General features: G+C 56.6%; 19 protein-coding genes. 11 read left to right on the top strand and 8 right to left on the bottom strand.

The features are described from left to right. Positions 1–30: 30 nt before the first annotated feature. Both AC3WOK_RS03695 and AC3WOK_RS03690 read right to left on the bottom strand, forming a co-directional pair. On the bottom strand, positions 31–477 hold the full coding sequence (locus AC3WOK_RS03695; RefSeq protein ID WP_492353967.1) for a hypothetical protein: 447 nt from the start codon (positions 475–477) through the stop codon (positions 31–33). A 75-nt stretch (positions 478–552) separates the two neighbouring features. Then, positions 553–1,608: an SDR family oxidoreductase gene (locus AC3WOK_RS03690; RefSeq protein WP_063431594.1), complete on the bottom strand. Its 1,056-nt coding sequence runs from the start codon at positions 1,606–1,608 to the stop codon at positions 553–555. Between the two features lie 97 nt (positions 1,609–1,705). Here AC3WOK_RS03690 and AC3WOK_RS03685 point away from each other — a divergent pair, with 97 nt between their 5' ends. Both AC3WOK_RS03685 and AC3WOK_RS03680 read left to right on the top strand, forming a co-directional pair. After that, a complete protein-coding gene (locus tag AC3WOK_RS03685; RefSeq protein ID WP_492353966.1) occupies positions 1,706–2,593 on the top strand; it encodes a LysR family transcriptional regulator in 888 nt (295 codons plus the stop codon). Positions 2,594–2,676: 83 nt separating this feature from the next. After that, complete coding sequence (locus tag AC3WOK_RS03680) at positions 2,677–2,946, top strand: hypothetical protein (protein ID WP_063956095.1); 270 nt, start codon at positions 2,677–2,679, stop codon at positions 2,944–2,946. 12 nt (positions 2,947–2,958) lie between these two features. Here the strand turns inward: AC3WOK_RS03680 and umuC are convergent, their stop codons facing one another. Both umuC and umuD read right to left on the bottom strand, forming a co-directional pair. Next, positions 2,959–4,221 (bottom strand): translesion error-prone DNA polymerase V subunit UmuC, encoded by a 1,263-nt coding sequence (gene umuC, locus AC3WOK_RS03675; protein WP_492353965.1) that lies wholly within the window; start codon positions 4,219–4,221, stop codon positions 2,959–2,961. After that, positions 4,205–4,639, bottom strand: coding sequence for a translesion error-prone DNA polymerase V autoproteolytic subunit (umuD, locus tag AC3WOK_RS03670; RefSeq protein ID WP_059312350.1), 435 nt, complete (start codon positions 4,637–4,639; stop codon positions 4,205–4,207). Before umuD ends, umuC begins: the two co-directional genes overlap by 17 nt. A gap of 344 nt (positions 4,640–4,983) precedes the next feature. Between umuD and AC3WOK_RS03665 the strand changes: the two genes are divergently transcribed. Further along, positions 4,984–5,184, top strand: a complete 201-nt coding sequence (locus tag AC3WOK_RS03665; protein WP_059312351.1) for a hypothetical protein — start codon at positions 4,984–4,986, stop codon at positions 5,182–5,184. Between the two features lie 36 nt (positions 5,185–5,220). Here AC3WOK_RS03665 and AC3WOK_RS03660 read toward each other — a convergent pair whose 3' ends face one another. Continuing rightward, on the bottom strand, positions 5,221–6,087 hold the full coding sequence (locus AC3WOK_RS03660; RefSeq protein WP_492353964.1) for an aldo/keto reductase family oxidoreductase: 867 nt from the start codon (positions 6,085–6,087) through the stop codon (positions 5,221–5,223). A gap of 143 nt (positions 6,088–6,230) precedes the next feature. On the opposite strand from AC3WOK_RS03660, the gene tcp reads away from it, so the two are divergent. Then, the gene (gene tcp / locus AC3WOK_RS03655) at positions 6,231–7,892 is read left to right on the top strand and encodes a methyl-accepting chemotaxis citrate transducer (RefSeq protein ID WP_492353963.1); all 1,662 of its coding nucleotides are present in this window, start codon (positions 6,231–6,233) and stop codon (positions 7,890–7,892) included. 27 nt (positions 7,893–7,919) lie between these two features. Here tcp and smrA read toward each other — a convergent pair whose 3' ends face one another. Both smrA and AC3WOK_RS03645 read right to left on the bottom strand, forming a co-directional pair. Further along, positions 7,920–8,483 (bottom strand): DNA endonuclease SmrA, encoded by a 564-nt coding sequence (gene smrA, locus AC3WOK_RS03650; protein ID WP_059312354.1) that lies wholly within the window; start codon positions 8,481–8,483, stop codon positions 7,920–7,922. Between the two features lie 356 nt (positions 8,484–8,839). Further along, on the bottom strand, positions 8,840–9,751 hold the full coding sequence (locus AC3WOK_RS03645) for a LysR family transcriptional regulator (RefSeq protein WP_063432008.1): 912 nt from the start codon (positions 9,749–9,751) through the stop codon (positions 8,840–8,842). A gap of 175 nt (positions 9,752–9,926) precedes the next feature. Between AC3WOK_RS03645 and AC3WOK_RS03640 the strand changes: the two genes are divergently transcribed. The 7 genes from AC3WOK_RS03640 (at position 9,927) to uspE (ending at position 17,103) form a co-directional block, all read left to right on the top strand. Beyond that, complete coding sequence (locus tag AC3WOK_RS03640; protein ID WP_492353962.1) at positions 9,927–11,237, top strand: M20 family metallo-hydrolase; 1,311 nt, start codon at positions 9,927–9,929, stop codon at positions 11,235–11,237. Beyond that, positions 11,237–12,682 (top strand): M20 family metallopeptidase, encoded by a 1,446-nt coding sequence (locus AC3WOK_RS03635; protein WP_447855522.1) that lies wholly within the window; start codon positions 11,237–11,239, stop codon positions 12,680–12,682. Before AC3WOK_RS03640 ends, AC3WOK_RS03635 begins: the two co-directional genes overlap by 1 nt. 41 nt (positions 12,683–12,723) lie before the next feature. Next, positions 12,724–14,250: a p-aminobenzoyl-glutamate transporter gene (gene abgT / locus AC3WOK_RS03630; protein ID WP_492353961.1), complete on the top strand. Its 1,527-nt coding sequence runs from the start codon at positions 12,724–12,726 to the stop codon at positions 14,248–14,250. Positions 14,251–14,260: 10 nt separating this feature from the next. Beyond that, positions 14,261–14,776: a methylated-DNA--[protein]-cysteine S-methyltransferase gene (ogt, locus tag AC3WOK_RS03625; RefSeq protein ID WP_492353960.1), complete on the top strand. Its 516-nt coding sequence runs from the start codon at positions 14,261–14,263 to the stop codon at positions 14,774–14,776. Positions 14,777–14,959: 183 nt separating this feature from the next. After that, the gene (gene fnr, locus AC3WOK_RS03620; protein ID WP_006174991.1) at positions 14,960–15,712 is read left to right on the top strand and encodes a fumarate/nitrate reduction transcriptional regulator Fnr; all 753 of its coding nucleotides are present in this window, start codon (positions 14,960–14,962) and stop codon (positions 15,710–15,712) included. 148 nt (positions 15,713–15,860) lie between these two features. Next, positions 15,861–16,043, top strand: a complete 183-nt coding sequence (locus tag AC3WOK_RS03615; protein WP_235836410.1) for a hypothetical protein — start codon at positions 15,861–15,863, stop codon at positions 16,041–16,043. Positions 16,044–16,152: 109 nt separating this feature from the next. Continuing rightward, on the top strand, positions 16,153–17,103 hold the full coding sequence (uspE, locus tag AC3WOK_RS03610; protein ID WP_047348757.1) for a universal stress protein UspE: 951 nt from the start codon (positions 16,153–16,155) through the stop codon (positions 17,101–17,103). Positions 17,104–17,226: 123 nt separating this feature from the next. On the opposite strand, the gene pntB is transcribed toward uspE, so the two are convergent. Further along, positions 17,227–18,615 carry a Re/Si-specific NAD(P)(+) transhydrogenase subunit beta gene (gene pntB, locus AC3WOK_RS03605; protein WP_059312357.1) on the bottom strand — a complete coding sequence of 463 codons (1,389 nt, stop codon included), beginning with the start codon at positions 18,613–18,615 and terminating at the stop codon, positions 17,227–17,229. Position 18,616: the final 1 nt, after the last annotated feature.

Genomic DNA, 18,616 nt, shown 5'->3' with positions numbered 1-18,616 from the left:
CGGCGTCCGCAAACCGTCTGCGGTTATTTTTCACATATTGAGGATTAAGCGTTCTTTAACAACAGCGTCAGGATTGGCTCTTTTTACCGCTGCCAGAAAAGCCGTGAAGTTATGATTCCAGAGGGTGAGATTGTTATAAAACTGCACTTGCTTTTCATTAGCACCGTCACGGTAAATAACAATCCAGACCCGTCTGCTATTTATCTCGGTATTCCCCGGCCCGATTTTAATGATATTAGCCAGCGCAATCTGGCGGGTGGCGTTGTTTTTAACTTCATATAAAAACTGGTCATCATAAAACCATGTTTTACCTGCATTCCCGCCAAATATCGAGGGGTTGGCAGATATCTTTTTCATCCCGTTACGCTCTGAAATAATGCATTTTGCCTGGCGAATGCGTCTGACAAAAAATCTTAACAGTATGAAAAGCGCAATCAGGGGCAGCGCGACTGATATCATTTTTAGACTTTCGTGCATATCCCTGCCCCACCATCGATTATTCTCAACGCGTGAGTATAACGCGCCGCTCGTTGATGACAACAACCCTCACGGTCAGGGAATAATCCGCGCAGCTCTCAGCTGCGCGAACAGGCTGAAGAACATCTCATCGGTCGCCTGCATTCGCGCGAAGCCCGACCGCCGGAGCTTGCTCCCGTCACCGAACATGTCGTAGTTCCAGCTAAAGACGAAATCGGCAAAATGCCCGTCGCTCAGCTGCAGAATATCCGCTTCCACCAGCCGCTCCCCGCCAAGCTCGCGCCATACGCCGCGATAGTCCGTAAACAACTGATGAAATGACAGCTTCACCGGCGGCGCAGTGTCCAGCTCAAACCAGCGTGCGATGCGCGGCCACAGCTCGCTCCAGCGCCAGATATCGCCATTGTTCACGTTGAACGCCTGATTCTGTGCCGCAGGTGACGCGGCGGCCCACAGCGTGGCTTCGGCCAGCAGACCGGCGTCAGTATGATCGACGATGCTGTGCCAGGCCTGTTCCGAACCGGGAAAACGCAGCGGTAATCCCTGAGCCTTACACAGCGAGGCGTACAGGGCGATGCTCAGCGCAAGGTTCATGGTATTGCCCGGCACCGGGCTTCCCACGACGCCCGGCCTGATGGCGTTCCAGTGCCAGCGTTTCCCCCGCTGAAACTGGCTGAGCCACGTGAGCTGCGCGGCGTTAAACTCGGCCCCCGGCACGCCGGGATCGCTTTCCCGCGCCGGGGTTTTAAACGGCCCCAGATGCGCGCCATAGACTTTGTACCCCTGCATCAGGCTTACCGTCTGCAACGGTGCCGTTTTTTCAAGCGTGCTGACAAGATTGCACAGCATGGTGACGTTTGGCTCAACCATGTCCGTCCAGCTCGCCGCGTTCGCCCAGGCGCTGTAAAAGAGATGGGTGATACCGTTCAGGTTACTGAGCGCCCGTGCGCTGTCCTGCGCGTCCAGTAAATCGACGTTCACCATCGGAATGCCGTCCGGATGGGTTACCGCGCGGCGGCTAAGGCCGATAACCTCCCACTGATGATGCAGGAGCGTGTTGACAAGCTGTCTGCCGACAATGCCGCTGGCCCCCGCGACCAGAGCGACGTTGTGTTGCTGCCTTTTATCCATGGTATTTCTCCAGAATGGGTGACAGACGCAGTGTCATATATTATTTTTTTAGCGGATATCCCTTTCATCAGATGGCACTTATCAGAAAAATCATTAAATGAATAATAAGCTCAACGCCATTTCCACGTTTCTCTGCGTTGCCGAAGCGGGCTCATTTTCTGCTGCCGCCCGCCAGAGCGGGATGAAACAGTCCGCCGTTAGCCAGCAGATCGCCGCTCTTGAGCAGGAGCTCGGCGTGGTGCTACTGCATCGTACAACGCGCACCATGAAGCTGACCGAGCAGGGAGAACGTTACCGCCGCGACATGCAGCTACTGCTGGACGCCATGCGGGAAGCGGAAAGACGGCTGAATCCCGTTGACCACAAATTTCAGGGAAGCGTGCATATCCAGCTGCCGAGCGGCCTGGGCCAGATCGTCTTGCCCCATTTACTGGCGCTGCAACGCCTGCATCCGGAACTGCATCTGATGATTTCCCTTGATGACCGCATTGCCGATCTGGTGACGGAGGGCGTGGATGTCGCGATACGGCTGAGCAGCGAGCCCCCGCAGGCGCATGCGGCTCGCGTGCTGACGCGCATTGAGACCGCGCTGTTTGCCGCCCCCGGCTTTCAGGCGGTGCACGACGTCAGCGAGCTCGCGACGCTGCCGCACGTGCGATTTAGCGGCATCCCGCCGGATGTTCCGCTGAAGCTAATATCAGATGAGGAAACCCTCGACGTGAAGGTGAATTCCGTTTTCCGGGCCAATACCAGCGACGCGCTGCTGCAGGCGCTGGAGGCAGGCATCGGGGTCGGCGGCATGCAGCGACCTCTTGCGGCCCGCGCGCTGCAGGCCGGCACGCTGGTGCCGGTATTGCCCGGCTGGCGGTTACCCGATCGCGTTCTCTATGCCGTCTACCCTGACGCCCGCTTTATTCCGCACCGCGTCCGCAGCGTCGTGGGCGTGATTGAGCAATTACTGCCTGAAATAATAAAGAAAAGCTGAACGTTGCTGCCGCAAATCGCGTGCATTTTTTAATCGCAAGGAATAGAGTATTTTCACCTTCTTCTTCTCTGTCTGGAGCACGTATGCCGGATTACCGTTTTTTCCAAAAAGGCCCGGACCTTATTGCAATTGAGAGCGCAAATACCGAAGCGGCCGCTCAGCTGATCGCTCAGGGGTTTGAAAAACAGTTTGAGGAGATCGGCGCCGCGGATGAAAAAGAGGCGCTTACCCGCCTTGCGGATATCCGTAAAAATAATGACATCGATCGCCATAACTTTCTGGCCGGTGCGGGCCAAATGCCGTGGATCGGCGTGCTGACGGCTGCGGCAACCTGGCTGACGCAAAAGAAATAGCGCTACGATTATCTACCTCGCCACCGGCAAATCGGCGTATCGCGTCGTATAGGCCGGTGACAGCATCTCACGCTTCATCGCCCAGGACTTCTCAATACCCTGCCCGGCAAACCATATTTTCCCTTTACCGGAATGATTTACGCTGTCGATTATCTCCATCAGCGCCGCGCTGTTGGCGCGCAGCCGATTATCGTCAAACAAATTAAGCTGGGCGACGCCGCTGCTGAAAAAGTCCGCCAGCATCACCCCGGCCTTCATATAGCGATACCCGTCGAGCCATATCCGCCCCAGCGCTTCCGTGGCGGCACGGATGATATCCCGCGAGTCATTGGTGGGCGTCATCAGGGTGACGGAGGCCTGATTGCCGTAATAAATTTCGTTGTCCGCATGCGGGCTGGTGCGCACAAACACGCTGATAAAACGGCAATATTGATGCTCGCCGCGCAGTTTTTCTGCTGCCCGCTCCGCGTAGGCGCAAATCGCCTGATGCATCTCTTCATATTGGGTAATGCGGTGTCCAAACGAACGGCTACAGATAATTTGCTGCTTCGTGGGGGTGAACTCTTCCAGGCCAAGGCAGGGCTCGCCGCGAAGCTCGCGCGCCGTGCGTTCCAGCACCACGTTAAAATGTTTGCGAATGACCCATGAGGACGCATCCGCCAGATCCAGCGCCGTGGTAATCCCCATTGCGTTAAGCTTTTTCGTGATGCGCCGCCCTACGCCCCACACCTCCTCTACCGCAACGTTTGCCAGCAGCTTACGCTGCCGCTCGCGACCCGACAGATCGACCACGCCGCCGGTGCCGGCCCATCGCTTCGCCGCATAGTTAGCCAGCTTGGCCAGCGTTTTTGTCGGGGCAATGCCGACGCCAACGGTTAAGCCCGTATTTTTAAAGACCTGCGTGCGCATCTGGTGACCAAACGCTTCCAGCGACATGCAGTGACTGACCCCTGACACGTTCACGAACGCCTCGTCAATCGAGTAAATCTCTATTGCCGGGGCGAGATCGGTCAGCGTCTGCATCACCCGACTGCTGAGATCGGCATACAGCGCATAGTTCGAGCTAAAGACGTAAACCCGCGACGGATAGCCTTTCTCTTTGAACTTAAAATACGGCTCACCCATTTTTATACCGAACTGCTTTGCCTCCCGCGACAGGGAAATAATGCAGCCGTCGTTATTGGAAACCACCACGATGGGCTTCCCCTCCAGATCGGGGCGGAACACCTTCTCGCAGGAGGCGTAGAAGCTGTTCACATCAACCAGCGCGAACATGTTTATGCGTTTTGAGGGTGTGGGTGACAACACCGAAGATTTGCAGCTCCTCTTCGGACTGAAAGGTAATCGGCTGATAGCGGGTATTATGTGGCAGAAGTCTCAGCACCGGACGGGTCTGCAGCTCTTTCACCGTAAACTCACCGGCGACCGACGCAACGACGATATCCCCGTGTTCGGCGTTTAACGAACGGTCAACCACCAGCAGATCGCCGTCGCCGATCCCCGCCCCAATCATGGAATCTCCACTCACCTTGATAAAATAGGTCGCACTGGGGTGTCTCACTGCCAGCCGGTTAAGATCGAGACGATCCTCCACATAATCCTGCGCCGGGCTGGGGAAACCACAGGCAACACGCTCTAAAAATAAAGGTAATTCAATGCATTGGTTTGGATGATAAGAAAAGAGAGTGTCCATAATGCCTTTCTCGCCAGATACTGTATATAAATACAGTATTACGGATTATGGCCAGGGATCAAGGTCATTTCCGGAGGCGAACCCAAACGCGTTGAAGTTTGAGCGGATTTAATTTAGCTGCATCCTCTGTCCGGAACGCGCCTCATGGTTCTTCCTGGTTAGCGTGAGTAGCCCTCCTGGCACAAGTCATTTTAAAGTCATAAATTAATGACTTATTTATCACTTACAAAAAATGAATACGCATAAAATTAAATCACTACAATCTCACTTCATATTGACTTTAAAGTCAGATAGAAGCATATTTTAGAGCACAAATTAACAAGACTTACTGGAGACCGTTTTCTATGCCAGCCCGTGATTATCCAGACAAGCGCGTTGCACGCGGTGTGGCAAAGGAGGCCGATCTCAGGATGTTGAGCGCCCGCATCGATCCCGACCTGATGGAGTACATCAGAATCACCGCCTTTGAGACGCGTAAGAGCAAGCAGGAGATCGTGGCGGAAGCATTAGCGCTTCACAGACAGAAAAGTCAGACAGGACCATAAGCACGCAAAGCCCTTCGGGCCTTGCGTCTGTCACAATCAGTCCATCAGCGAATTCAGCGTTTCCAGGGCTTCAGGCGGTAACCGCAGCTCGCCTGCCGCAAGGTTTTGCCGCAGATGCGCCACGGAAGAGGTCCCCGGGATCAGCAGGATATTCGGGGAGCGTTGCAGCAGCCATGCCAGCGCAACCTGCATTTCCGTTGCGCCCAGCGAGTCGGCAACAGCCTGGAGCCCGGAAGACTGCAGCGGCGTAAAGCCCCCCAGCGGGAAGAATGGCACATAGGCAATCCCCTGCTGCGCCAGCAGATCCACCAGCGCGTCGTCGCCCCGGTTCACAATGTTGTACATGTTCTGCACGCACACCACCGGCACCATCTTCTGCGCCTCCGCGACCTGGGTGGCCGTGACGTTGCTCAAGCCAATATGCCGCACCAGCCCCTGCTGCTGTAATTCAGCCAGGGTGGAAAGCGGTTCAGCAATCGACCCTTCCGCCGGCCCGTGCGCGCTAAACATGATCCGCAGATTCACCACGTCCAGCACGTCAAGCCGCAGATTACGCAGGTTGTCATGCACCGCCTGAGTCAGTTCCTGGGCGGAGAATGCCGGCAGCCAGGCGCCTTTGCTGTCGCGACGGGCACCGATTTTGGTGACGAGCGTCAGATCGTCCCGGTAAGGATGAAGCGCCTCGCGGATCAATTGGTTAGTCACGTGAGGGCCATAAAAATCACTGGTATCAATGTGGTTCACCCCCGCCGCCACGGCTTCGCGTAACACCTCCAGCGCGGCCTGCTTATCCTTCGGAGGCCCAAAGACGCCCGGCCCCGCCAGCTGCATCGCGCCATAGCCCAGTCGTTTAACCGTCCGCGTTCCGAGCGCGTACGTCCCGCTTTTATCAATGCTGCTCATGCTGACCTTCCTCATAAAAATGATCCGGATTTACAACGGGTTCCTTCAAGGACCCCGTAGTTAAGCGCAAGTTAATTAAAGTTTAAATTCTCTACGACGATAGTAATGATGTACCCCTGCATTTTCCCTAACGGACGACCGCTATGCTGAAAAATCTGCACGTGATTACCGGTATTATCTTTGCCCTCACCATATTCTGTCTGTTGCAAGTTGTCACGGGAGGGTTGTTCTACTCTGCCGTCAGCAACGATCGCCATAACTTCCAGAATTCCGGCGTGCTCAATGCCCAGCAGGAAAGCCTGAGCGACAGCGTGAACACGCTGGTGAAAACGCGCGTCACCGTGACCCGCGTGGCGATCCGCTACCTGAAAAACCAGCGCGATCCGGCTTCCCTTGCGGCGATCAATAAATTGCTTGGCACCGCAGGTGACTCGCTGGCAAAAGCCGAAGCCTATAACAAAGAGTGGCAGAAGCTGCCGCAGGTTAAGGGCCAGGAGGCGGCATTAACCGACGAGATGCAGAAGTCCTGGAACCAGATGCACGAAGTGATGCGTTTGTCGATTGAGTATCTGCGCGCCGACAACTACCAGGCCTACGGCGATCTGGACGCGCAGCAGGCGCAGGACGATATGGAAGCGGTCTATAACCGCTGGCGCGCCGAAAACAATACCCTGCTGAAGGCCGCAACCGAAGAGAACCAGAGCAGCTTCACGCAGATGCAGTGGACGCTGGCGGCGATTTTGCTGGCCGTTATCGCGGTGCTGGTGGTCATCTGGCAGGGTTTACAACACCTGCTGTTAAAACCACTCCACTCCATTATGAACCATATTCGCGCCATTGCAGGGGGCGACCTGACGCAGGATATCGCAATCTCTGGTCGCAACGAGATGGGTCAGCTGGCCGCCGGCCTGCATGAGATGCAGCAGTCGCTGGTGACCACCGTCAGCGCCGTACGCGGAAGCACCGATTCCATCTACACCGGCGCAGGCGAAATTGCCGCAGGAAGCAACGATCTTTCCGCCCGCACCGAGCAGCAGGCGGCCTCGCTCGAAGAGACCGCCGCCAGTATGGAAGAGCTGACGGCGACGGTTAAGCAAAACTCCGATAACGCCCGTCAGGCTACGCTGCTGGCGAAGAACGCCTCTGAAACGGCCGCGCGCGGCGGTCAGGTGGTGGATAACGTGGTTCGCACCATGACCGAAATTGCCGACAGTTCGCAGCAAATTGCGCATATTACCGGCGTGATTGACAGCATCGCGTTCCAGACGAACATTCTGGCGCTTAACGCGGCGGTGGAAGCCGCACGCGCCGGGGAGCAGGGTCGTGGCTTTGCGGTGGTCGCGGGCGAAGTCCGCACGCTGGCGAGCCGCAGCGCGCAGGCGGCGAAAGAGATCAAAGGGCTTATCGAGAATTCCGTCAGCCGGGTGAATACCGGTTCTGAGCAGGTTAGCGAGGCCGGCACCACCATGAAGGAGATTGTCGCCGCCGTGACCCGCGTGACCGATATTATGGGCGAGATTTCATCGGCCTCTGACGAGCAGAGCCGGGGTATTGAGCAGGTGAGCCTGGCCGTTTCGCAGATGGACAGCGTGACGCAGCAAAACGCCGCGCTGGTGCAGGAGTCCGCCACGGCGGCGGCGGCGCTGGAAGATCAGTCCGAACAGCTGCGCCAGGCCGTAGCCGCGTTTCGTCTGAACGGAAAAGAAAAAGCGGTAGCCCCACGCCCGACCAATGTGAAAACGCCACAGCTGCTGCGCCCGGCAACGACAACCGCCTCTACCGACAGCAACTGGGAAACCTTCTGAGTCACCGGCGGGCGAGAAAATCGCCCGCTAGCGGCTACGCTTGGCGTGCCGCTCCCAGTTCTCCTGTTTCGCTTCATCGGATTTGCGCAGCGAGACATAGCATGCCCCGCTGCCGCCGTGATGCGGCAGCGCCACGCAAAAGGCCTGCACTTCCTCGAACTCGGTTAACCAACGCGCCAGATAGCTGCGCACCACGTTCGGATGTGAGTTCTGCTCGCGTCCTTTCCCGTGAATGATAATCAGGTTGCGTAACCCGTCGCGCCCGGCCTGACGAATAAACGAAAACAGCATCTGGCGGCAGCGTTCCGCGGGCTGGCGTAAGAGGTTTAAGCTGGCCTGGCGGGCGTATTTACCCGAGCGCAGCTTATCGATAACGCCCTGCTGTACCCCTTCGCGCTTGAACGCCAGCGGCTCTTCGAGGGGCAGAACGTCAAGAAAGTCCAGCGTCAGGAAGTTATCCAGCTGTTCATTATCCACCTCCTCGCGCGCCCGGGTATTGCGGCTGGGCTGCCAGTGAATATCCGCGCAGCGCTTCAGGGGCTGGACATCTTCCATGGCGTCAAGAAAAAAGGATTTGTCGTCAGGGTTCATGGGCATCCTCCGGCTACAGCTGAGGACGGTACTATACCTGCGCCTGAGGCAGGCCTCAATCATCGCTGTACGCCGTCGTGCGCCATAAATATTAACCCGATGAATATATATAGTATTTATTAAATGAATTTAAACATGACTTAACTAAAATTTCAGCAAAGGTACAATAAGTGATTTGTGTTAAATTTTCGTAAAATCAAATAGTCCACCCCCTTCCCTTTTTCGGGAAAGGTGTTATACCTAAATAAACCTGCTTCATGGAAATAATACTCAGGATTGGCGAAAGGACGCACTGCTGTGTGTACTGGAGGATCTGTCTGATGTCGGGCAGATCCTGTTTTTTTATGTTCTCATTTTCACGCTGCGACTATTTTTCTCGCTTCCCTTCTGAATTGCGTAATTAAAGATTCAGCAAGAGGCGTCTGACGTGAATCACGGCGCTGAATTAAATAATATGCCGCTTTTGGAAGCGATTCGACCACCGGGAGCATGACCAGGCGGTGCGCCAGCAGCGGGTCGCAGCCAAGCTCCTGCGGCAGTATGCTTAAAAAATCGCTTTGCGCGACGAGGCTAATACAGGAGGAGAATGTTTCGCAGACAACGCCGATTCGCGGTATTTGCGAGCGATGATTAAATACCTCTTCCAGCTGCTTATAATAACTTCCCCGCGGCGTTGGCATTGTCCAGTTATAATGCAGCAGCTCATTAATAGAGGTTGCCCCCGTCGCCGGATGCCCTTCCCGGCAAAATACCGCAAACGGCTTTTCGAAGAGCTTTTCAAACGTAAATTCGTGGTCGTAAGGCCCCTGATAATAGGTGTTGATGGTGAAGTCCAGCTCACCCTGGCGTAATTCATTGATCATCGACACCAGCTGCCCTTCCATAATCCTCACCTTGACCTGCGGATGTTGCGCGTGAAAGCGGGTGATCACGGCGGGCATCAGGCTGCGTGAAACGCTGGCCCCCATCCCGATATTGATCTGCCCGGCCAGCTCGCCCTGCCGCTGACGGATATCATCCTGCGCCGCGCGCAGCTCTTCCAGAATCAACCTTGCGCGCTGGTAAAAGCCCTCACCGCATTCGGTCAGCGCGACGCCCTTACTCCTGCGCACGAAAAGCTGCGCCGCCATGCCCTCCTCCAGCTCTTTGATGGATTTGGTCAGCGCCGGCTGCGAAAGATTCAGCGTCCTGCTGGCACCGCGAATGCTGCCCTGACGCGCGACTTCAACAAACGCCCGGATTTGATGAAATTTAATCTGAAATGACATAGCCCGACCGATAACCGTTGTTTATCAGAGTAAAGAAACTGTCATCTACTTTAATGGAAAGGGATGTGCGAGGGTAATTCCTGAACGGTTAAAACTGTGAAAAATCGGTTAGTGATAAGTAAAAACTATCACAGCGTGAAGCAGTTCACATATTTTAATGATGACGGGAAGAGATATGAATACACTGGCGCAGTACATCCAGACCTTAACGCCGCAGCTGAGCGCATGGCGTCGCGATTTTCACCATTTTGCGGAATCCGGCTGGGTAGAGTTTCGTACCGCGGCGAAAGTCGCGGAAATCCTGGACTCGCTGGGTTATGAACTGGCGATGGGCCGCGACGTCGTGGATGCCGAAAGCCGGATGGGACTGCCCGATGACGCCACCCTGGCGCGCGAGTTTGCCCGCGCCCGCGCGCAAGGCGCACCTGAGAAATGGCTGACGCCGTTTGAAGGCGGGTTTACCGGCATTGTGGCGACCCTTAATACCGGCCGCCCTGGCCCCACCCTGGCGTTTCGCGTGGACATGGATGCCCTTGATTTAAGCGAAGCGCGCGATGAGAGCCATCGCCCGTTCCGCGACGGGTTTGCCTCCTGCAATCCGGGAATGATGCACGCCTGCGCGCACGACGGGCACACCACAATTGGGCTGGGTCTGGCGCAGGTGCTAAAGCAGCATGAAGCGCAGCTCAGCGGTACCCTCAAGCTGATCTTCCAGCCTGCAGAAGAAGGCACGCGCGGCGCGCGCGCCATGGTTGCCGCCGGGGCGCTGGACGACGTGGACTATTTCACGGCCATCCATATTGGTACCGGCGTGCCTGCCGGGACGACGGTGTGCGGCAGCGATAACTTTATGGCGACCACCAAGTTCGACGTGAGCTTTACCGGCGTGGCCGCACACGCGGGCGGTAAACCGGAGGACGGACGTAACGCCCTGCTCGCCGCCGCGCAGGCCGCCATCGCCTTGCACAGCATCGCCCCGCACAGCGAAGGCGCATCCCGGGTGAACGTTGGCGTGCTGCAGGCGGGCAGCGGACGCAACGTGGTGCCCGCCAATGCCCTGATGAAGGTTGAAACCCGCGGCGAAAGCGAAGCGATTAATCAGTATGTCTTCGAACGCGCGCAGGCGGTTATTAACGGCGCGGCCGCACTCTACGGCGTTAAGGCAGAGATGCGCCTGATGGGCGCCGCAACCGCCAGCTCGCCGACGCCGGCGTGGGTGGATTATCTGCGCGAACAGGCGAGCCAGGTTTCCGGGGTTGTTCACGCCATCGATAAGGTGAAGGCGCCAGCAGGCTCCGAAGACGCCACGCTGATGATGGCCCGCGTGCAGCAGAACGGCGGCATGGCCTCCTATATGGTGTTTGGCACGGATTTGAGCGCCGGACATCACAACGAAAAATTCGACTTCGATGAGCAGGTCATGACTATCGCTATCGAAACGCTGGCGCGGACTGCGCTCAATTTCCCGTGGACGCGAGGTGTGTAATGCAGGACAACTACGCTTTTATTGCCGATGCGATCGACACGCGATGTCGCACGTTAACCGACATTGCCGACGAGATCTGGGATCATCCTGAAACCCGCTTTGAAGAGTTCTGGTCAGCCGCGCGGCTCGCCAGCGCGCTGGAGGCCGAAGGCTTCACGCTGACACGAGAGGCCGGCGGCATTCCAAACGCCTTTATCGCCAGCTTCGGCAGCGGGAAACCGGTTATCGCCCTGCTCGGCGAATACGATGCGCTGGCAGGGTTAAGCCAGCAGGCGCACTGTGCGACCGCGCAATCCGCCACGCCGGGGGCAAACGGCCACGGCTGTGGGCATAACCTCTTAGGCACCGCGGCACTTGCGGGGGCAGTGGCGGTGAAAAGCTGGCTGGAGCAGCACGGCGGCAGCGGGACGGTGCGTTTTTACGGCTGCCCCGGCGAAGAAGGCGGCTCCGGGAAAACCTTTATGGTACGCGAAGGCCTGTTTGACGACGTCGACGCCGCCGTCACCTGGCATCCGGAAGCTTTCGCCGGGATGTTTAACGTCAGCACGCTGGCGAATATTCAGGCCGCGTGGCGCTTTCACGGCGTGGCGGCGCATGCGGCCAACTCTCCCCATCTGGGGCGCAGCGCGCTGGATGCCGTAACGCTGATGACCACCGGCACTAACTTCCTCAACGAACACATCATCGAGAAAGCGCGCGTCCATTACGCCATTACCGATACCGGCGGGATTTCGCCCAACGTGGTGCAGGCGCAGGCCGAGGTGCTGTACCTGATCCGCGCCCCCGAGATGGCCGATGCGCAGCAAATCTACGAACGTATCGAGAAAATCGCCCAGGGCGCGGCGATGATGACCGAAACCACCGTCGAGTGCCGCTTTGACAAAGCCTGCTCCAGCTACCTGCCGAACCGCACGCTTGAGGCGGCGATGTATCGCGCCCTGCAGCACTACGGCACGCCGGCCTGGACGGAGGAAGAACGCGACTTTGCCCGCGAGATCCGCGCCACGCTGACGCCAGACGATCTGCAAAACAGCCTCAAGAATATTGCCGCAACGGGGGGTGAAGCCGGAAAAGCCTTTGCGCGTCGTCATCAGCAGACGCTGCTGGTGGATGAAGTCGCCCCCTATGCCATCACCGACAACGTGCTGGCGGGCTCCACGGACGTTGGTGACGTCAGCTGGAAAATGCCGGTCGCCCAGTGCTTCAGCCCCTGTTTTACCGTCGGCACGCCGCTGCACACCTGGCAGCTGGTGGCGCAGGGGCGTACCTCCATTGCCCACAAAGGGATGCTGCTGGCCGGAAAAGTGATGGGTGCGACCGCGCTCAATCTGCTGCAGGACGCAGCGCTGCTGAAAAAATGCCGTGAAGAGTTCGAACAGCAATTACAAGAAAAACCGTACGCGTGTCCGATCCCTCAGGGCGTGACACCGTCACCTTTAAAATAAAAAAACACAACACAACAACACAACACTCCCGAGGAACGCCCATGAGTATGTCATCCATACCTTCGCATTCCCCATCCGGTAAGCTCTATGGCTGGGTTGAGAGGATCGGCAATAAAGTGCCGCACCCTTTCCTGCTTTTTATCTATCTGATTGTGATTTTGATGGTCGCCACCGCCGCGCTCTCCGCCTTTGACGTTAGCGTGCGCAGTCCGGCCGACGGCAGCCTGGTGGCGGTGAAAAACCTGCTGAGCATTGAGGGGCTGCACTGGTTTTTACCCAATGTGATTAAAAACTTCAGCGGTTTCGCCCCGCTGGGCGCCATTCTGGCGCTGGTGCTGGGGGCCGGGCTTGCCGAGCGCGTGGGCCTGTTACCGGCCCTGATGGTGAAAATGGCTTCCCACGTCAGCGCGCGCTACGCGAGCTACATGGTGCTGTTTATCGCCTTCTTCAGCCATATCTCCTCCGACGCCGCGCTGGTGATCATGCCGCCGATGGGGGCGCTGATCTTCCTCGCCGTCGGGCGTCACCCCGTGGCGGGCCTGCTGTCAGCGATTGCCGGCGTGGGCTGTGGATTCACCGCTAACCTGCTGATTGTCACCACCGACGTGCTGCTGTCCGGCATCAGCACGGAGGCGGCGAAAACCATCGATGCGGCCATGCACGTCAGCGTGATCGACAACTGGTACTTTATGGCCAGCTCGGTGATTGTCCTGACGATTGTTGGCGGGCTGATTACCGATAAGATCATCGAGCCGCGGCTGGGTAAATGGGAAGGCCGTAGCGATGAAAAGCTGGAAACCCTGAGCAAAGAGCAGCGCTTCGGCCTGCGCGTGGCCGGCGTCGTTTCGCTGGCCTTTATCGCGCTGGTGGCGCTGATGGTGGTGCCGGAAAACGGGATATTGCGCGATCCGGTAAAACATACCGTCCTGCCCTCGCCGTTTATCCAGGGCATTGTGCCGCTGATTATTCTTTTCTTCTTTGTCGTCTCGCTCGCCTACGGTATCGCCACCGGCAAAATCCGCCGCCAGGGCGATCTGCCGCAGCTGATGATCGAGCCGATGAAGGAGATGGCGGGTTTTATCGTGATGGTGTTCCCGCTGGCGCAGTTTGTGGCCATGTTTAACTGGAGCAACATGGGCAAGTTTATGGCCGTTGGCCTGACCGACGCGCTGGAGGCGGCCGGGCTAAGCGGCGTGCCCGCGTTTGTCGGCCTGGCGCTGCTGTCATCCCTGCTGTGCATGTTTATCGCCAGCGGCTCCGCCATCTGGTCGATTCTGGCCCCGATCTTCGTGCCGATGTTTATGATGCTGGGCTTCCACCCGGCTTTCGCGCAGATCCTGTTCCGCATCGCGGACTCCTCAGTCATTCCGCTGGCGCCGGTTTCGCCATTTGTTCCGCTGTTCTTAGGCTTCCTGCAGCGCTATAAACCGGAAGCCAAACTGGGTACCTACTATTCGCTGGTTTTACCGTACCCGCTTATCTTTTTAGGGGTATGGCTGGTGATGCTGGTCGCATGGTATCTTGTCGGCCTGCCGATTGGGCCGGGGATCTACCCAAGGCTGAACTAAAGGAATGAGGATGCTGAGATTACTCGAAGATAAGATTGCGACGCCGCTTGGGCCGCTGTGGGTGATCGCCGACGAGCAGTTTTGCCTGCGCGCCGTTGAGTGGGAAGAGCACAGCGACCGCATGGAAGAACTGCTCGCTATTCACTACCGCTCCCAGGGGTATGAACGCATCCGCGCCACCAACCCGGGCGGACTGAGCGACAAGCTGGCGGCGTACTTCGAGGGCGATCTCAGCATCATTGACACCCTGCCCACCGCCACGGCAGGCACGCCTTTTCAGCGCGAAGTGTGGCAGGCGCTGCGGGCCATTCCCTGCGGACAGGTCATGCATTATGGGCAGCTCGCAGAGCAGTTAGGTCGCTCAGGCGCTGCACGCGCAGTGGGTGCCGCGAACGGCTCTAACCCGGTCAGCATCGTGGTGCCCTGCCATCGCGTAATTGGCCGCAACGGCACCCTGACCGGCTATGCCGGTGGGGTACAGCGAAAAGAGTGGTTACTGCGTCACGAAGGGTATCTCTTGCTCTAGATCCCAGGCTTTTTGTGCTTAATTTTCTTCCGGTTAGGCTAAAAATCCATAATCAAGCTGTGGAATTTCAAGAAGATGGCGACACGTTGCCGTCTCTTGTCCTTATTGAGGGTTTGTCAGGCTTACGTACTTACCAAAAAGATGTTAAAATTGACCAATATCAATTAAGGCTTGAGCAAACCTATGATCCCGGAAAAGCGAATTATACGACGCATTCAGTCTGGCGGTTGTGCTATCCATTGCCAGGATTGCAGCATCAGCCAGCTCTGTATCCCGTTTACCCTGAATGAGCATGAACTCGATCAGCTTGATAATATCATCGAGCGCAAAAAGCCTATTCAGAAAGGGCAGACGCTGTTTAAAGCGGGAGACGAACTGAAATCGCTCTATGCTATCCGCTCTGGCACCATCAAGAGCTATACCATCACCGAACAGGGCGACGAACAGATCACCGGCTTCCATCTGGCGGGTGACCTGGTGGGCTTTGATGCTATCGGCACGGGCCACCACCCAAGCTTTGCTCAGGCACTCGAAACCTCGATGGTTTGCGAAATCCCGTTTGAAACCCTGGACGATCTGTCCGGCAAGATGCCTAACCTGCGTCAGCAGATGATGCGTCTGATGAGCGGTGAGATCAAAGGCGATCAGGACATGATTCTGCTGCTTTCCAAAAAGAATGCAGAAGAGCGCCTGGCTGCGTTTATCTACAACCTCTCCCGCCGCTTCGCCGAGCGTGGTTTCTCGCCGCGTGAGTTTCGTCTGACCATGACGCGTGGCGATATCGGTAACTACCTGGGCCTGACCGTGGAAACCATCAGCCGTCTGCTGGGTCGTTTCCAGAAAAGCGGAATGCTGGCCGTTAAGGGTAAATACATCACAATCGAAAACGGTGAAGCGCTGGCCGTTCTTGCCGGGCATGCCCGCAACGTGGCATAACGCCCCAACGGTGTCCTGTCAGACCGATAAATTTTCATGATTTATTGGTCTGGCATATATACACCTTCGTTATTCGACATTTTCACCGCAGCACGTCCCCGCACAGCACCCGAAAGGTTCTCGTTGAGGTTATGAATTGAGAGAAAGTTTGTTTTTCGTTTCAGTCGTGATTGCCTCAGTGACCTTTATCTTCATCTGGATCATGCTTGTTGGCCCAATGAAGGGGGAGGAAAAAACCTACGTTCAGGATTCCACAACCTTTGCGATAGCGGTGATGGTGCTGCTGTTTATTGCGTTTATCGCGGTCACCGCGACGGTGCTGTTCCTCTGATAATTTTTCATGAATTATTGATCTCGCAAAAACTCCCCTCTGTTTCATTCAGGATATATAGGTTACTCTTTTAATTACAGACTGTGGTGACAGTAGTAAGGAGACCTGTATGGCCAAGTATCAAAACATGCTGGTAGCTATCGATCCTAATCAGGACGATCAGCCGGCATTACGACGTGCTGTGTATTTGCATCAACGGATTGGTGGCAAAATCAAAGCGTTTTTGCCGATCTATGACTTCTCGTATGAGATGACCACCCTTCTGTCGCCTGACGAGCGCACCGCTATGCGTCAGGGCGTCATCAGCCAGCGTACCGCGTGGATCCGTGAACAGGCTAAATATTACCTGGAAGCGGGCGTACCCATTGATATCAAAGTGGTCTGGCACAACAGACCTTTCGAAGCCATCATCCAGGAAATCGTTGCCGGTGGGCACGACCTGCTGCTGAAGATGGCGCACCAGCACGACAAGCTGGAATCCGTGATCTTCACCCCGACCGACTGGCATCTGCTGCGTAAATGCCCCTGCCCGGTCTGGATGGTGAAAGACCAGCCGTGGCCTGAAGGCGGGAAAGCCGTCGTGGCGGTCAATCTCGCCAGCGAAGAGGATTATCACAATTCGCTGAACGAAAAGCTGGTGAAAGAGACAATCCAGCTTGCTGACCAGGTCAATCACACCGAGGTGCATCTGGTTGGCGCCTACCCGGTCACCCCGATCAATATCGCCATTGAGCTGCCTGAATTTGACCCGAGCGTGTACAACGATGCGATCCGCGGTCAGCACCTGCTGGCCATGAAAGCGCTGCGTCAGAAATTCAGTATTGATGAGAAAATGACCCACGTAGAAAAAGGGCTGCCTGAAGAGGTCATCCCGGATTTAGCCGAACATCTGCAGGCCGGGATTGTGGTGCTGGGTACCATAGGCCGGACCGGTATTTCTGCCGCGTTCCTCGGCAATACCGCTGAACAGGTGATCGACCATCTGCGCTGCGACCTGCTGGTTATCAAGCCGGATGATTACCAGACACCGGTTGAGCTGGACGATCCGGAAGACGATTAACCAGTAAGATGAAAAAAAAACCGTCGGGGATCCGGCGGTTTTTTTTGCCGGGTGGCGGCTTCGCCTTACCCGGCCTACGGGTTTGGTAAACCCGGTAAGCTTGCGCCACCGGGCTTTACCCTGTCAGAGTGATTTCAGAATCGCATCCACGCTGGCTTTGGCATCGCCAAACAGCATGTGGGTGTTCTCCTTGAAGAACAGCGGGTTCTGTACCCCGGCATAGCCGGTATTCATGGAGCGTTTAAAGACAATCACGTTCTGCGCCTTCCACACTTCCAGAACCGGCATCCCGGCGATTGGGCTACCCGGATCGTCCTGTGCAGCAGGGTTAACGGTATCGTTGGCGCCAATGACCAGGACCGTGTCGGTATCAGAGAAATCATCGTTGATTTCATCCATTTCGAGCACGATGTCGTACGGCACTTTCGCTTCCGCCAGCAGCACGTTCATGTGGCCAGGCAGACGCCCTGCCACCGGGTGAATACCAAAGCGAACCTTGATCCCGCGCGCGCGCAGCTTCTCTGTGATCTCTGCGACCGGATACTGCGCCTGCGCCACCGCCATGCCGTAGCCCGGGGTGATAATGACCGTGTGCGAGTTTTTCAGCATGTCTGCGGTATCTTCCGCAGAAATTTCACGGTGCTCACCCACTTCTTCATCCGCGCTGGAAGAAGCCCCGTCGGTACCGAAGCCACCGGCGATTACGCTGATGAACGAACGGTTCATCGCCTTACACATGATGTAAGACAGAATCGCACCCGAAGAACCCACCAGCGCACCGGTGACGATCAGCAGGTCATTGCTCAGCATAAAGCCCGCCGCCGCCGCCGCCCAGCCGGAATAGGAGTTCAGCATTGAGACGACCACTGGCATATCCGCGCCACCGATGGACGCCACCAGGTGCCAGCCAAACGCCAGCGCAATGATGGTCATTACCAGCAACGCCAGTACCTGCAGGCCCACGCTTTCGGTACGTACGAAGACCACCAGCAGCACAAACGAAACCACCAGCGCCGCCAGGTTAAGCTTATGACGGTTTGGCAGCATCAGCGGTTTAGAGGAGATCTTCCCGCGCAGTTTGCCGAACGCAACAATGGAACCGGTGAAGGTGACCGCACCGATGAAGATACCGAGGAACACTTCCGTCAGGTGAATGTTCACCAGAATCGGTTCCAGACCCGGCGTGTGGTACAGGTAGCTGTTGAAGCCCACCAGCACCGCGGCCAGACCCACGAAGCTGTGCAGAATGGCCACCAGCTCCGGCATCTCGGTCATTTCAACGCGTTTTGCCAGGCGAATACCAATCGCGCCACCGATGATCATCGCCACCAGGATCCACGCCACGTTGCCGGTGTCCGGCCCGAAGATGGTGGCAATTAGCGCGATCGCCATCCCGGCGATACCAAAGTTATTTCCCTGCTGAGACGTTTCGTGTTTGGAAAGCCCCGCCAGACTGAAAATAAACAGGATTGCAGCAACAATGTATGCAGCTGTCACTAATCCTCCAGACATA

This window comes from Enterobacter sp. FW301-JW81 (genome assembly GCF_058788735.1).
Note: the sequence above shows the minus strand (reverse complement) of the source record. Positions and strands in the feature narration are given on the sequence as shown.

What these genes read in the sequence shown, in the direction of transcription:
- AC3WOK_RS03660 (WP_492353964.1), bottom strand. Translation starts at nt 6,087, where the DNA reads ATGAGCAGCATTGATAAAAGCGGGACGTACGCGCTCGGAACGCGGACG.
- abgT (WP_492353961.1), top strand. Translation starts at nt 12,724, where the DNA reads ATGAGTATGTCATCCATACCTTCGCATTCCCCATCCGGTAAGCTCTAT.
- smrA (WP_059312354.1), bottom strand. Translation starts at nt 8,483, where the DNA reads ATGAACCCTGACGACAAATCCTTTTTTCTTGACGCCATGGAAGATGTC.
- AC3WOK_RS03635 (WP_447855522.1), top strand. Translation starts at nt 11,237, where the DNA reads ATGCAGGACAACTACGCTTTTATTGCCGATGCGATCGACACGCGATGT.
- AC3WOK_RS03685 (WP_492353966.1), top strand. Translation starts at nt 1,706, where the DNA reads ATGAATAATAAGCTCAACGCCATTTCCACGTTTCTCTGCGTTGCCGAA.
- tcp (WP_492353963.1), top strand. Translation starts at nt 6,231, where the DNA reads ATGCTGAAAAATCTGCACGTGATTACCGGTATTATCTTTGCCCTCACC.
- pntB (WP_059312357.1), bottom strand. Translation starts at nt 18,615, where the DNA reads ATGTCTGGAGGATTAGTGACAGCTGCATACATTGTTGCTGCAATCCTG.
- umuD (WP_059312350.1), bottom strand. Translation starts at nt 4,639, where the DNA reads ATGGACACTCTCTTTTCTTATCATCCAAACCAATGCATTGAATTACCT.
- AC3WOK_RS03640 (WP_492353962.1), top strand. Translation starts at nt 9,927, where the DNA reads ATGAATACACTGGCGCAGTACATCCAGACCTTAACGCCGCAGCTGAGC.
- AC3WOK_RS03680 (WP_063956095.1), top strand. Translation starts at nt 2,677, where the DNA reads ATGCCGGATTACCGTTTTTTCCAAAAAGGCCCGGACCTTATTGCAATT.
- AC3WOK_RS03665 (WP_059312351.1), top strand. Translation starts at nt 4,984, where the DNA reads ATGCCAGCCCGTGATTATCCAGACAAGCGCGTTGCACGCGGTGTGGCA.
- AC3WOK_RS03645 (WP_063432008.1), bottom strand. Translation starts at nt 9,751, where the DNA reads ATGTCATTTCAGATTAAATTTCATCAAATCCGGGCGTTTGTTGAAGTC.
- uspE (WP_047348757.1), top strand. Translation starts at nt 16,153, where the DNA reads ATGGCCAAGTATCAAAACATGCTGGTAGCTATCGATCCTAATCAGGAC.
- fnr (WP_006174991.1), top strand. Translation starts at nt 14,960, where the DNA reads ATGATCCCGGAAAAGCGAATTATACGACGCATTCAGTCTGGCGGTTGT.
- ogt (WP_492353960.1), top strand. Translation starts at nt 14,261, where the DNA reads ATGCTGAGATTACTCGAAGATAAGATTGCGACGCCGCTTGGGCCGCTG.
- AC3WOK_RS03690 (WP_063431594.1), bottom strand. Translation starts at nt 1,608, where the DNA reads ATGGATAAAAGGCAGCAACACAACGTCGCTCTGGTCGCGGGGGCCAGC.
- AC3WOK_RS03695 (WP_492353967.1), bottom strand. Translation starts at nt 477, where the DNA reads ATGCACGAAAGTCTAAAAATGATATCAGTCGCGCTGCCCCTGATTGCG.
- umuC (WP_492353965.1), bottom strand. Translation starts at nt 4,221, where the DNA reads ATGTTCGCGCTGGTTGATGTGAACAGCTTCTACGCCTCCTGCGAGAAG.